The organism is Herbaspirillum sp. CAH-3 (assembly GCF_009668275.1).
In the GTDB taxonomy this organism is placed as follows: Bacteria; Pseudomonadota; Gammaproteobacteria; order Burkholderiales; family Burkholderiaceae_D; genus Herbaspirillum; species Herbaspirillum aquaticum.
This window is the reverse complement of sequence record NZ_VSWE01000014.1, coordinates 189,552-202,236: the sequence shown is the minus strand read 5'-3', so window position 1 is coordinate 202,236 and position 12,685 is coordinate 189,552. Positions and strand designations below refer to the sequence as shown.

The following is a 12,685-nucleotide window of genomic DNA, read 5'->3' as shown; positions in this document are numbered from 1 at the left end:
CTCCCCGCCCCGCCATCAGCCAGTCCAGATTGGCATGACACCATGCCGGATCAGCATCGCCCGCATCGATGCTGCCAGCGTGCACGCCCAACCATGTGCAGTTCCTCAGGTGTCGCACGCCTGCTGGCATGGTCATTGCAAACCCGCACGGGACGATACAGTTCATTCAACGAAAGGGATCACATGAAATTTGCCAAACCGGTGCTCGCCGTCTCGCTGGCCCTGCTGGGCCTGTCCGTTCAAGTCGCGCACGCGGACGCCCTGGCCGATATCCAGAAGGCGGGCACGGTGCGCATTGCGGTGCCACAGGACTTCGCCCCCTTCGGCTCGGTCACGGCCGACCTGCAGCTGCAAGGCCTGGATATCGACGTGGCCAGGCTGATCGCCCAGAAGATGGGCGTCAAGGTCGAGCTGGTGCCCGTGGCCAGCGCCAATCGCATCGCCTACCTGCAAACGCACAAGGCCGACCTGGTCATCTCCACCCTGGGCAAGAATGCCGAGCGCGAAAAGGTGATCGACTTCTCCCAATCCTATGCTCCCTACAACAACAGCGTCTTCGGCGTGGCCTCGGTGAAGGTGAGCGGACCGGAAGACCTGGCCGGCAAGACCGTGGGGGTGGCGCGCGGCACCTTCCAGGACCTGCAACTGACCGACACCGCCCCCAAGAGCGCCACCATCAAGCGCTATGAAGACAACAACGCCATGATCTCGGCCTACGTTTCCGGCCAGGTACAGCTGGTCGGCACCGGCGACTTCGTGGCCTACGCGCTGGCCGAAAAAGCGCCCGGCAACAAGCCCGTGCTCAAGTACATCATCAATGAATCCAGCTGCAGCGTCGGCCTCAACAAGGGAGAAGCGGCCTTGCTGGCCAAGGTCAACGACGTGCTCACGGCTGCCAAGAAAAGTGGCGAACTCAACGGCATCGTCCAGAAATGGCTGAACGTGCCTCTGCCCGCAAAGATGGCCACTACCTTCCAATAAGCAAAACGGCCCGCCAAGGCGGGCCGTCCTCCTGTGCCGGACCGCTTACTGGTAAGTGGTCGCGATCTTTTCCGGCAGCGGCACGTTGAGCCACTTCTGCACAATGCCGTTGAGCTCTCCGCTCTTCTTGGACGCAGTCAGCGCCTCGTTGACCTTGGCCATGAGCGCCGGCTCGCCCTTGTTCATGCCCACATAGCAGGTCGAGACGTTGATGATGTACTTCAGCAGCGGCTTGTTGGTGGGGGTTTTCTCCGCCAGCGCATAGGCCACGAAGTCGCCCGTACCCACGATCTGCACCTGGCCCGAGACATAGGCCGAGATCAGGCCGTTGTTGTCTTCATAGCGCTTGATGGTGGTGCTCTTGGGGACGCTGTCAGTCAGCATCAGATCCTCGAAGGTGGAACGGGCCACGCCCACGGTCTGGTTGGCCAGGTCGGCCGGACCGGAGACCTTGATCGCCGCCACGCCGAAGACGCTGTTGTTGTAGGGCGCGTAGCCCTGCGAGAAGTCGATCACCTTTTCACGCTCGGCATTCTTGCCCAGGGTGGAAATGATGAGGTCGATCTTGTGCGTCTGCAGGAAAGCCATGCGGCTGGAAATAGGCACCGGCACCAGCTCGGCCTTCACGCCCAGGCCCTTGGCAACCAGTTTGGCCACGTCGATGTCCAGGCCCTGCAGCTTCAGGTCGGACGTCACCGAGCCATAGGGCGCAAAGTCCTGCGGCACACCGATCTTGACCACGCCGGCTTTCTGGATGTCAGCCAGGTTGTCGGCGCAGGCGGTACCGCTGAGAGTGGCCAGAGCGGCCAGGGCGAGGATGGTCTTGACGAACTTCATGAGGGTTCCCTTGTTGTCGTGGATGTCGGACGTCGCGTGAAAAACCTTGCAGCGTGCAAACACTTAGAAAATCACGCGACTGACTGTATGTACGTCCCGGGCGCTTGCCCAGGAGCAGGCACGCCGGGACGCTGTCCCGACCTCTGCAAGGAGCATGCCAGCGGCCGCTTGTTGGCGTAAATCATCTGCCGGACTGCCGCTGGCTGCGGAACTTCGATATCGCTACGGATATCAATCAGCGTACTGCGTGAAGTTGTAAGGTTTCCCGCGGCTGCAATGTCACGACTACCTGCCCGCCAATGCCCATCCCCCTAGCGAAAACCGAATGACGACCCGCTCTGCAGAAGGCATGGCAAGGGGACAAAATCTAAGGATTGGGAAACCTGTCCACTCGGGCAATTGTTTAGAAATTCGCTTGACACGATCTCCAAGCAGGAATAAAAAGCGGGGGCATCGTCGCTGTTGCGATCTCGTCAAAGATCAGCCGCAGCATTCCCGCCAAATAAGAGCGGCCAGATAAAAATCGTAAAATCGAAGAAATAAGTTCTTCTGTCTTCACGATCAAAGTTATATTGCCGCAGGCACTCTACCAACGTCACTCCAGACCAATCACAAGGGAGATACCCATGCCCAAGCGTTCCAAGACCGTCGAACCCGTCGTGGTGGTTCCGCCGCAGTTCCTGACAGAACCGGATGGTTTCCTCAACGTTCCGGTGAGCCGCAAGACCCGCGATCACATCCATCACCTCAAGAAGAGCATGCGCGTCTCCAGCCAGGCGGAAGTCATCGAAAAGGCCGTGGCCATCGTGCGTGCCATCGACCTGGCCGCCAAGGGCGAACTGCCCGACAACTAAGAGCTGTTCGCGCTCCCTCTTCCTCGCCGCAACCGCTCCTGGTTGCGGCTTGCTCCCACCTTCCCTTGCACCAGCCGATCCGGGCCATGGCTCGCCTGCGGCCGCAAACGCCCATAAAAAAAGCTGCCCGTTGTGCGGACAGCTTTTCTCTGGCAAGGCGACCTGAACAGTCGCCGGGACTTACATCACTGCTGCACGCGCCTGCTGCGGCAAGCGGAACACAGCCACCTTCTCGGCCAGTTCAGCGGCCTGGCCCTGCATGGAACGGGACGCTGCAGCGGCCTCTTCCACCAGGGCGGCATTCTGCTGTGTGACCTCATCCATCTGCGCCACGGCCTGATGCACCTGTTCGATGCCGGCACGCTGCTCTTCGCCGGCGGCACTGATCTGGCCGATGATGGTGTTCACCTGGGCCACGCTTTGCACGATTTCGTCCATGGTCTGGCCGGCCTTCTTGACCAGCTGGGCGCCTGAATCGACCTTCTCAACCGAGTCGCCAATCAAGACCTTGATTTCCTTGGCGGCAGCCGCCGAGCGCTGGGCCAGGCTGCGCACTTCCGTGGCCACCACCGCAAAGCCGCGCCCCTGTTCACCGGCACGCGCCGCTTCCACGGCGGCGTTCAAGGCCAGGATGTTGGTCTGGAAGGCGATGCCGTCGATCACGCCGATGATGTCCACGATCTTGCGTGCCGAAGCATCGATGGCGTCCATGGTGCTGACCACCTCACCCACGATGGCACCACCCTGCCCGGCGATGTGCGAAGCGGCTTGTGCCATCTCCGCGGCCTGGCGGGCATTGGCGCTGTTTTGCTGCACGGTGGAGGTCAGCTCCTCCATCGAGGAAGCGGTTTCTTCCAGCGAGCTGGCCTGGTGCTCGGTGCGGGCCGACAGGTCCTGGTTGCCGGCCGCAATCTCCTGCGAGGCCGTGGCGATGGTGTCGGCACCGGTGCGCACGTTGGAGACGATATCGACCAGGGCGGCATTCATGTCGCGCAGCGCGCCGAGCAGGTCACCGGTTTCATCCGGTGCGCGATCGTTGATGGTCTTGGTCAGGTCGCCGTTGGCCACCTTGCGCGCTGCATCGACAGCATCGGCCATGGGGACCGTGATGGAGCGGCTGATGGCCAGCGCAGCGATCAAGCCAAGCAGGATCGCCACCGCCGCCGAGACGCCGAGGATAGTTGCAGAAGTGACGTAAGTTGCGTGGGCCTGCTCGCTGGCCGTACGCATCTGGCCTTCGAACAAGGCGACCAATTGCTGCAGCGTGGCCAGCAGTTCGCCCTGGGTCTTGTAGCGCGGACCGAAGAGCAGGCGCTGCCCTTCCACGTTCTGGTTCTTCAGTCCCAGTGCGACCACATCGCCCGTGAACGCGAAGTAGGCCTTGCTTTGCTCGTCAACCAGCGCAACAAGACGGCGGGCCTCGTCGGACACTGCACGGGCACGGACAAATTCGAGCGCCTTCTGGAACTCCGCCAGATCCTTGTCGATGCCCTGCTTGTTGCTGAGCATCTGGCCCTCATCCTCCAGAATGATGATGTTGCGCGCCGACCGGGCGATGTTCATCATCAGGTATTGCATCTTCTGGGACGCATTGACCTTGGGATAAATCCCGCTGCTCAAATCGGAGGAGGTCGCATCCAGAGAGGACATGCGCGTGATGCCGATGAAGGTAATGATGACCAGCAACAACAGGAGGGCAGCAAAGCCCGCTGCCAGGCGAGCGCCAAGGCGGAGACGGCGGAGAGTATTCATGTGGATTGCGCAGTGGAGTCGGACAGCCGGCGGAAGTACCGGCGCGGTGATGATAAGGCAGATGAGCTGGCACCCCAGGGAGGAATAAGGGGGAAGAGACAGGTCTGATCGGCCCTTGCGCGGCTGCCTCGGACCTGCGTCACTTCCCCGACAGGGTGGGCAGGCTACTGGCCCGCTGCCTTCTCGTCAAACCAACGCTTCCAGGCCGGCACCGCCGTGGCAAAGGTGCCGCGATGCGTGGTCGGTCCGGTGGAGACCGCCTGTACCCGTGCATTGCCGGCCCCCATGGCTTGCGCATAAGTCATCGCCATGCGGCCCACGCCGGGGGTGATGGCCTCGTCGGTTTCGCCGTAGTAATTGCGCACGTCGGAACGGATCACCCAGCGATAGGCCTGGGTGGTCGCGATCAGGCGGCCATAGGCGGAACGGGCGAAATACTGCGGGTCAAAATATTCGGGCCGCATCAGCTTGTGCAAGTCGGTCGGGATGTCGGCCACGTTGAAGGGCTGGCGATCGTAGGCTTTCTTGGCCACCGGATAGGAGGCATCGGTGAGCACCGAGCGCGCCAGCCCAGGCACGCCGTAATAATTTTCGAAGGCGAAGGCCGATAGGATCACGATGCTGTTGAGCCAGGAGGCATCGTTGGGGCGCGGAAAAGTGAGGAAGCCTTCGAGCAGCGCAAACACGTCCAGCGGCGCACTGGCCGTGGTGGCCGCATCCACCTTGATGCCGGCCGCTTCCAGTTTTTCGAGGAAGGCCATGGTCACGAAACCACCCTGCGACCAGCCGGAAAGAAACAGCCTGTCCTCGCGCACGCCCATGCTGGCCAGCACGCTGCGCGCGGCCAGCAGCATGTCGTAGGTCGCTTGCTGGTGGCTGCCCTTGACCATGTAGCCTTCCGGCTCGGTGGAAATGCCCATGCCGAAATAATCGGCGCCGATGAGGGCGTAACCCTGGCCGGCGAACTGGGCAATCATCAGCTGCGTCTCGGGTGATTGGTCGGGGAAGGAGGGGACCTGCTGGCGCTCGTAGACGGTGCCGTGCTGGTAGGACACCAGCGAAAAGGCTTTGGCCGGCGTATCCGGCAGCGCCAGCAGGCCCGAGGCCAGGATGGGCTGGTTGCCGCGTTCCGGGATCACGGAAGGATAGGTGATGCGATAGAGCAGCACGGCATTGCGCGCGGGCGAGTAGGTGACGGGCACGCCGGAGAAGGCCGGCGTGTCCTTTTGCAGGATGGTGTTGAGCTTGTCCACATCCCAGCGGCCGATGAGCTGATAGCGCACGCCGGAGGCCACTGCCTGCACCGGCGCAGCGGCGGGCGCCTGGGCCAATGCCGGAGATGGCAGGATCGACAATATCGCACTCAGCGCGGCGAGGACCAGGCTGGCACGTCTCAGGCATGACTTCATCACTTCCCCTTTTCTTGTATCGGAAATAATCGCTGCAATCGTTTGCAGCACTCCTGCACGGCAGGATCGGCAAGGCCGGCGCCGCATGCGCAGCATCGCCAGCCTGGCGCATTATGACGAGGTGCAACGTAACGCAAAGCGGGAAAAGCAAGGCCTTTACCGCGCAAGCACAAGTTTGGTGGTGACGTGACTTCTGGTATAAACGTAGACTGGAACGCCGCCGCCTCTCCCCCCGATGGCGGTTGGCGCCATTGACCTCCCGATATGAGAAAAGAGCAAGCCATGAACAAGCGCCCCCACTCTCGCTTCCGCTTCCTGAAGCTGGCCGCCCAGGCTGGCCTGATCTGCGCCGCCGCCCTGAGCCATCAGGCCCACGCGCAGGCCAACCTTGATTTCTTCGCCAACACGGCCGTGGCCGACCTGAAGAAGGAACAGATCAACTCCCTCTACGCCGCCATTACCGCGTCCCTGGACGCCGGCGTGAGCGGCAAGACTTCGCAGTGGACCGATGGCCCCAAGCCCAGCACCACGGCCAAGATCACCCCCACCTTCGAGCAAAGCACCCCGCCTTGCGCCAATGTGGACCTGGTGGTGAGCAGCAAGCGTGGCACCGAACCGCTCAAATTGCGTTATTGCAAGAACAGCGCGGGCAAATGGGCCCTGAGCAACTAAGGACAGCGCCCCTGCCCCACTGACCCGGCATCCTGCGCTTGCGCAGGACGCGGTGGCGGCTGCGGCCACACTGCGCCCTGCCTGCAGCCGCGTTATTTGCGGCGACTCAGCGTGTCATCGGCACGCTTTTTGCTCGTTGCTGTACATCACACCTTCCCCCTCAAGGTAGCTTCACCATGGCTGATACAGACCAACACTTTCTCGTCGTCGACGATTTCTCGACGATGCGCCGCATCGTCAGCGGCCTGCTCAAGGAACTCGAATACACCAAGATCGTGGAAGCCGATGACGGCTCCACGGCGCTGAAGATCCTGGAGTCCGGCGCCGCCGGCATTACCTTCGTGCTGACCGATTGGAACATGCCGGTCATGGATGGCCTGACCCTGCTCAAGAAGATCCGCGGCACGCCTGCGCTGGCCCACCTGCCGGTATTGATGATCACGGCAGAAGCCAAGAAGGAAAACATCGTCACGGCCGCCCAGGAAGGTGCCGATGGCTACATCGTCAAACCTTTCAACGCCGCCACGCTCAAGGAAAAGATCGAAAAGATCCTGGCGCGGCGCGCGCAGATGAAATGAGGGAGCGCTGATGGACATCCCCGCCAACGACGATCAACGGAACGTGGAAGTGGGCAGCGTCATCAAGCATGCCTCGATGACGGCACGCATCCACGAAACCCTCTACACCCTGGAAAGCCGCATCATCCAGGAGGCATCCGGCCGGCAACGCCCGGAATATCGCGTGCTGCTGGAGCGCAATGTCATCAAGGACTGGACCGAAGGTGACGTTGCGCAGTATTTCGGGCTGGACATCTACTGAGCCTGGCCACGCTCACTGCGCCGCTGGCGTGAATTCCTGCGCATGCATCCAGGCCGCGTGCCTGGGTGCGCGCCGGGTGCGTGCCCATTCCTCCAGCATCTCCCACTTGACCTCGTCAAGGCGCTGCAACTGCTGCGGGCTGGCGCAATCGGCTGCCAACTCCACACGGTGGCCGCTGGGATCGAAAAAATAAATGGATTTGAAAATGGTGTGATCGGTGATCCCGACCACCTCGATGCCATCAGCCTGCAGGCGCTGCATGACTTCCTTGAGGGTGGCCTCGCTGTCGACCTTGAAGGCGATGTGCTGGACCCAGGCTGGGGTATTGATGTCGCGCCCCATGGGCGGCGAATTGGGGATCTCGAAGAAGGCCAGCACATTGCCCTGGCCGGCATCGAGGAAGACATGCATGTAGGGATCGGCTGCCTTGGTGGACGGGACCTGGTCCTCGGCGATGGCCAGGATGAAATCCATGTTCAGGTATTTCTGATACCAGAGGACGGTTTCCCTGGCGTCCTTGCAGCGGTAGGCAACGTGGTGGATGCGATCGATCTTCATGGCAGTCTCCTGGAGGGTCATTTTAAGATTAGTAACAGTTGTTACTATATGGAGAGCGTACCGCCCAGGTCAACGCGCAGGTTGCGTCGGCCTTGCGGCAAGTACAGGGTTCTTGATGTGGATCAAGCGCGCCACTGCCCTGCCCGGATGGTAACGTCTGTTACCATCCGGGGATGAAACTGCAAACCTTCTTTCCCTATCAACTGGCCCAGCTCGCCGAGGCCGTCAGCCGGTCGGTCGCGGCCGTCTACGCGGACCGGTTCGGACTGAACCGCGATGAATGGCGCATCCTGGCGGCCCTCGCCGAAGAGGGCCAGATGCAGGCCAGTGACCTGGTCCCCCACACTTCGCTGGACAAGATGCAGGTCAGCCGCGCGCTGGCGCGCATGGAGCAGGACGGCCTGGTGACGCGCCAGCCCAGTCCGGACGATGCGCGTGCCCGGCTGGTCAAGCCCACGGCGCAAGGCCGCAAGCTCTACCGCAAGATCGTGCCGATGGTCCAGGCGCGCGAGGCCTATCTGCTGCAGGCCCTGGAGCGCAGCGAGTGCGAAGCCTTGCTGCAGGCCATGGAAAAAATCCGTACGCGTGCAATGCACGCCCTGGACGAACCCGACTGAGGCTTGTCCGTGCCTGGCTGACGTCATTGTGCGTGCACCGCTGATAACGCAGGCTGGCCGGCAAGGCTACCTTGCAGCTTTCAGGGAGACTGCCATGAACTTGCCAGAAAACGCTGCACCACGCGATGACGAGCGCGTCGAGGATCAATCCCGCCGTCCAAAGGAAGGCCCCACCGAGACCCGCTTCGAGCAGGAACCGGAAGGCCATGAAGGCACACTGGGCGGACAGCCGCCGCTCAATGCACCGGCCGGGATCCAGCGTGCCGGACGCGGCGGGGTACTGGTGGAAAAGAGCCCGAATGCGGCCAGCGACAATGGCGAGGCTGGCAAACCCCAAAAACCGCAATGAGCAGGTGCGGACTTGGCTAGGGCCTGTTCACATTAAATCTGCGAGTGCGAGAGGTCGCCAAGCGTTGACTGCCTAGGCGCAGCGACGCGCTGTGGTGGTGCCACGGCAAGGAGCTGCAACAACGGCAGGCGACGCTTGGCGGCCTCTCCCGGAGGGTTGCCCCCAGAAGGCGTGCTGGCCGCGTTGCACGTCAGGGCTGGTGGCACCACCACCAGCCCTGACGCGGGCCTTGCCAGCCCGCCTTCTGGGGGCAACGCATCTCGCAGATTTAATGTGAACAGGCCCTAGGCAGACCAGGCCAGGGTCGGTTTCCTGGCGATGAAGTCCCGGAAGACCACCCTGCCCCGTCCTGCTTCCTTGGCCTCGTAAAGCGCCTTGTCGGCGCTTTCAACCAGTTCGCGCGGCTGCCAGGAGAAGCCGTCAGCGCTGGCGATGGAAGTCACACCGATGCTGACGCTGACCAGGCCCTTCGTGGTCGCTGCATGCGGGATGCCCAAGGCCTTGACGGCCGCACCGATCCGCTCGGCCACGACCAGTGCGCCGGCGCTGCCGCACTCGGGCAGCAGCACTGAAAATTCTTCGCCACCGTATCGCGCGACGGTATCGATCTCGCGCTGGGCGGCATTGGAGATAGCCGCCGCGATGTTCCTCAGGCACACGTCCCCCACCACATGGCCGTAGTGGTCGTTGTATTGCTTGAAGTGATCCACATCGATCATGAGCAATGAAAACGCTCCCCCCACCCGTGCGAAACGCGCGGCTTCCGCCTCCAGCAGTTCGTCGAAATGACGGCGGTTGACGGCGCCGGTCAGCCCGTCGCGACGTGACTGCTTCTGCAGCAATTCAAACATCGTCTCCAGCTCGGCTTGGGCCCGCACGGCGTCGGCCTGGGCACGCTCGCGCAGCGACACCTGCGCCACCATCTTGTTGCCACCGTAACCGATGGCCAGCAGCAGCAGCGCGACCCCGACGGCCCGCACGATGGCATGGTGAAGCCAGCTCTGCAGGACCTCATCTTCCGACACGGCAACGATGACGAACAACGGATAATTGCCCAGGTGCTTGAAGCCATGCACGCGCGATACGCCGTCCTGGTTGGAGCGGATGGTCACCTGGCCGGCGTCTGCAGTACTGATGTGCTGGCGGAACAAGGGCGACTGCGCGAGCGATTTGCCCATCGAATCGGCCAGTAGAGGACGGCGGTACAACACGGTGGCATCATTGGAGCCGAACAGGATCGCCCCCTTCTGGCCGATATCGAACTTGTGATAGAAGCGCTCGAAGAACTGGATATCCAGCGTGGCCAGCACGACCCCGGCGAAGGCGCCGTCGGGCTTGTTGAGGCGCCGGCTCATGGTGAGCACCCAATGGCCGGTGGACTTGCTGCGGATCGGCTTGCCGATGAAGACGGCGTCCTGGCGATGCGTCCTGTGGTATTGGAAATAGTCACGGTCGCTGTTGTTGAACCGTGTTTCGAGGACCTGCTGGGACGACGCCAACCACTTGCCCTTTTCATCGTAGATGAACAGGCCCGCCAGTTGCGGTACTTCGCCCACATTGCGCACCAGGAAGTTGTGCAGCCGCTCCTTGCTTGCGGCGCCCAGCGGCTTGCCCTGGGCCTGCTCGATGACGGACTTGAGCACGATATCGACTTCATCCAGCGCCTGGTCGGCGTGCTGGGCCAGCGCCAGCGCCATGTTGGCGGTGGCGCGCGAGGATTCCTCCATCTCGGCCGTACGTTCGTGCCAGATGGTCCACGCTTCCAACAGGACGATGATGATGCACACGGCCGCCACGAACCCCTTGGCCGCCCGGGACGCCACCTTGATCGGACACACTTCCATTGTTCTCCCCTGAACGGTGACGTCTCGTAATGCCATTATTGTTCGCACGGGAAGGCTTCGCTATCAGAGATTGCCTGAGGTGAAGCGCCCGCGCGCCATCCCGCGCAGGCGCACTTCTCAGGATTCTCCCGATGGCGGGCGTTGCCCTGGCCGGTTTAAGCTGGGCAACAGGAGAAAAAATGCTAAACAGTTTTGCAGAAGAGATAGCCCACCGATATGCGTTGATCGTGCAGAAGCTGGCCGAGATGGCCGGGGCCAACCTGATCGTGGGCGACCTGATCCGCAATGCCACCCGAAATTGCCTGGTCGGCATGCACGCGGCTGGGGCGGAGTCCTACGAAATCAGGCAGCACCTGGGCGCACTGATCGCGTGGCACATCAACAGCTTGCAGGCACAAAGCGTGCGTACGCTGGCGGCCTGGATACAGGCCCGCAATCATATGGAATTCCTGCTCTTCATCGAGGAGCAGGAAGGGCTGGCGCTGTCCGGGGATATCGGAACAAGCGCCGCAGATACGCTCCACTGAAGCAGTCGGCCTGCTCCGGCGCCGCGACTTTCCAATCGCGTTCTTCACCTCTTGGCGCTGCGACATTTGCGCACGGACTCGCGATTGGCCTACGCATCGGGCGGGCCAGTCTCTGCGATGCGGCAAGCTCCGCCATCTTCAATCGCAGCGCACCGCATTCAGTGCCCCACCGCTCCTCATCTCCTCCCGGAATCAGCGCTCTCCATTTCCTACAAAAGTTAGAGAAATGCGCTGATCGATGTGTCCAGACGCGACGATTTACGATGACGCGGCTTTCGGGTCCTCGCGACCTCTTCGATGACAACACATTACCGGGCAATTACCACCATGAACCTCCACTCGTTCGCACGTTTCGGCTTGCACACCAGGACATTACGTTTGATGGCCTCTTTTTCCGGCACCGTCGCGCTGGGTCTCTTTGCGCAGGGAGCCCATGCGGATCCCTCGCCGGCACTGGATCGCTTCAGCCTCTCCGCAGGTGGCTATTACGTTGATCCGACCTTCAACGTCCAGGGCAATACCCGTTACGGTTCAGCTCAGAGCGGTGACATCGACCGCGATCGCACCACGTTGCCGCGGGTACGCGCCGAGCTGCTGCTGGGGGATAGCCACGGCTTGTCCTTCGATTATTTCCGCTACCGCAACGACTATACCTACAGCACATCCCGCTCATTCAACGTCGGCGGCACACCGGCTATCCTGGCCGGCAGCGCGAACGCCAACATCGAGGTGGATTTTGCCTCTCTGGCTTACAAGTGGTGGCTGGGCTCGGGCAATGACGTTTTCGGTATCGGGGTGGGCGCAGGCTACTACCGGGCGCACTACGATCTGCAGGCCAGCGGCGTATTCAACGGAACAACGGGGGCACTCAGTGAAAGCCAGACCGAGAAGACCTTCGCCCCCCTGCTCGAGCTTGGATGGAAACACGCTTTCAGCAAGGACCTGCGCATTTATGCCGAAGCCTCGGGCGTGAAGAAGAACTGGGGCACAGTGACCGGCCACATCTACGGCGGGGCATTGGGCGTGGAATGGTACCCGCTGAAGAACATCGGCATCGGCGCGGACTATGGCATTACCCGCATTCATATCGACCGCGACGGCGGCAATTCGCAGGCGGCCTTCGACATCAAGCTGAAAGGACCTTCTGCTTACCTGAAAATGCGCTTCTGACCTGGCTCCCGCCGTAGCTGCGGCTTGGACGCAAGCGCAGCATTTTCAATGGCACACGCCTGATGAAATGGCACAGGAAAAAGACCCGCTTTGCACCTCACCCCAAAAGTTGGACATCAATCCAGGCTTTGGGGTGTTTTTCTTGTGGTGGAGGACGCCTGCCCTTGGCGGCAACGGCGCGAGAAAACCCAGTCCACATTTGAACATCCACTTCACCACCTCGGCCTTCAAGACGCCAATCGATCCCTGCTGAGCTTGAGCAAGCAAGCGTAGCGCCCCCTCCATTTGGACTATAT

14 protein-coding genes are annotated in these 12,685 nt (G+C 61.7%); 9 read left to right on the top strand and 5 right to left on the bottom strand.

Annotated features, from left to right (window positions below; translation table 11 throughout):
* Window positions 1–183 precede the first annotated feature (183 nt).
* Window positions 184–981, top strand: a complete 798-nt coding sequence (locus FYB76_RS19275) for a transporter substrate-binding domain-containing protein (RefSeq protein WP_088756646.1) — start codon at window positions 184–186, stop codon at window positions 979–981.
* 45 nt (window positions 982–1,026) lie between these two features.
* On the opposite strand, the gene FYB76_RS19270 is transcribed toward FYB76_RS19275, so the two are convergent.
* Window positions 1,027–1,818: a transporter substrate-binding domain-containing protein gene (locus tag FYB76_RS19270; RefSeq protein WP_154134726.1), complete on the bottom strand. Its 792-nt coding sequence runs from the start codon at window positions 1,816–1,818 to the stop codon at window positions 1,027–1,029.
* Window positions 1,819–2,444: 626 nt separating this feature from the next.
* Here FYB76_RS19270 and FYB76_RS19265 point away from each other — a divergent pair.
* The gene (locus FYB76_RS19265) at window positions 2,445–2,672 is read left to right on the top strand and encodes a hypothetical protein (RefSeq protein WP_088756648.1); all 228 of its coding nucleotides are present in this window, start codon (window positions 2,445–2,447) and stop codon (window positions 2,670–2,672) included.
* Window positions 2,673–2,852: 180 nt separating this feature from the next.
* Here FYB76_RS19265 and FYB76_RS19260 read toward each other — a convergent pair whose 3' ends face one another.
* Window positions 2,853–4,424 carry a methyl-accepting chemotaxis protein gene (locus FYB76_RS19260; protein ID WP_154134725.1) on the bottom strand — a complete coding sequence of 524 codons (1,572 nt, stop codon included), beginning with the start codon at window positions 4,422–4,424 and terminating at the stop codon, window positions 2,853–2,855.
* Window positions 4,425–4,588: 164 nt separating this feature from the next.
* Entirely contained in the window at window positions 4,589–5,833 is a 1,245-nt protein-coding gene (locus tag FYB76_RS19255; protein WP_154134724.1) for a S9 family peptidase, read from the bottom strand.
* A gap of 282 nt (window positions 5,834–6,115) precedes the next feature.
* Between FYB76_RS19255 and FYB76_RS19250 the strand changes: the two genes are divergently transcribed.
* The 3 genes from FYB76_RS19250 to FYB76_RS19240 all read left to right on the top strand — a co-directional run bounded on the left by FYB76_RS19250 (window position 6,116) and on the right by FYB76_RS19240 (window position 7,324).
* Complete coding sequence (locus tag FYB76_RS19250; protein ID WP_154134723.1) at window positions 6,116–6,505, top strand: hypothetical protein; 390 nt, start codon at window positions 6,116–6,118, stop codon at window positions 6,503–6,505.
* Window positions 6,506–6,681: 176 nt separating this feature from the next.
* Window positions 6,682–7,083, top strand: a complete 402-nt coding sequence (locus tag FYB76_RS19245) for a response regulator (protein WP_088756652.1) — start codon at window positions 6,682–6,684, stop codon at window positions 7,081–7,083.
* A 10-nt stretch (window positions 7,084–7,093) separates the two neighbouring features.
* Window positions 7,094–7,324 (top strand): hypothetical protein, encoded by a 231-nt coding sequence (locus tag FYB76_RS19240; protein WP_154134722.1) that lies wholly within the window; start codon window positions 7,094–7,096, stop codon window positions 7,322–7,324.
* 12 nt (window positions 7,325–7,336) lie between these two features.
* On the opposite strand, the gene FYB76_RS19235 is transcribed toward FYB76_RS19240, so the two are convergent.
* Entirely contained in the window at window positions 7,337–7,882 is a 546-nt protein-coding gene (locus FYB76_RS19235; RefSeq protein WP_088756654.1) for a VOC family protein, read from the bottom strand.
* A gap of 173 nt (window positions 7,883–8,055) precedes the next feature.
* Between FYB76_RS19235 and FYB76_RS19230 the strand changes: the two genes are divergently transcribed.
* Window positions 8,056–8,499, top strand: coding sequence for a MarR family winged helix-turn-helix transcriptional regulator (locus tag FYB76_RS19230; protein ID WP_088756655.1), 444 nt, complete (start codon window positions 8,056–8,058; stop codon window positions 8,497–8,499).
* 94 nt (window positions 8,500–8,593) lie between these two features.
* Complete coding sequence (locus FYB76_RS19225) at window positions 8,594–8,848, top strand: hypothetical protein (protein ID WP_154134721.1); 255 nt, start codon at window positions 8,594–8,596, stop codon at window positions 8,846–8,848.
* A 284-nt stretch (window positions 8,849–9,132) separates the two neighbouring features.
* Here the strand turns inward: FYB76_RS19225 and FYB76_RS19220 are convergent, their stop codons facing one another.
* Entirely contained in the window at window positions 9,133–10,692 is a 1,560-nt protein-coding gene (locus tag FYB76_RS19220; protein WP_154134720.1) for a diguanylate cyclase, read from the bottom strand.
* A gap of 131 nt (window positions 10,693–10,823) precedes the next feature.
* On the opposite strand from FYB76_RS19220, the gene FYB76_RS19215 reads away from it, so the two are divergent.
* Window positions 10,824–11,219 (top strand): hypothetical protein, encoded by a 396-nt coding sequence (locus FYB76_RS19215; protein ID WP_229297026.1) that lies wholly within the window; start codon window positions 10,824–10,826, stop codon window positions 11,217–11,219.
* Between the two features lie 327 nt (window positions 11,220–11,546).
* Window positions 11,547–12,389 carry a hypothetical protein gene (locus tag FYB76_RS19210; RefSeq protein ID WP_088756659.1) on the top strand — a complete coding sequence of 281 codons (843 nt, stop codon included), beginning with the start codon at window positions 11,547–11,549 and terminating at the stop codon, window positions 12,387–12,389.
* The last annotated feature ends 296 nt before the right edge of the window (window positions 12,390–12,685 follow it).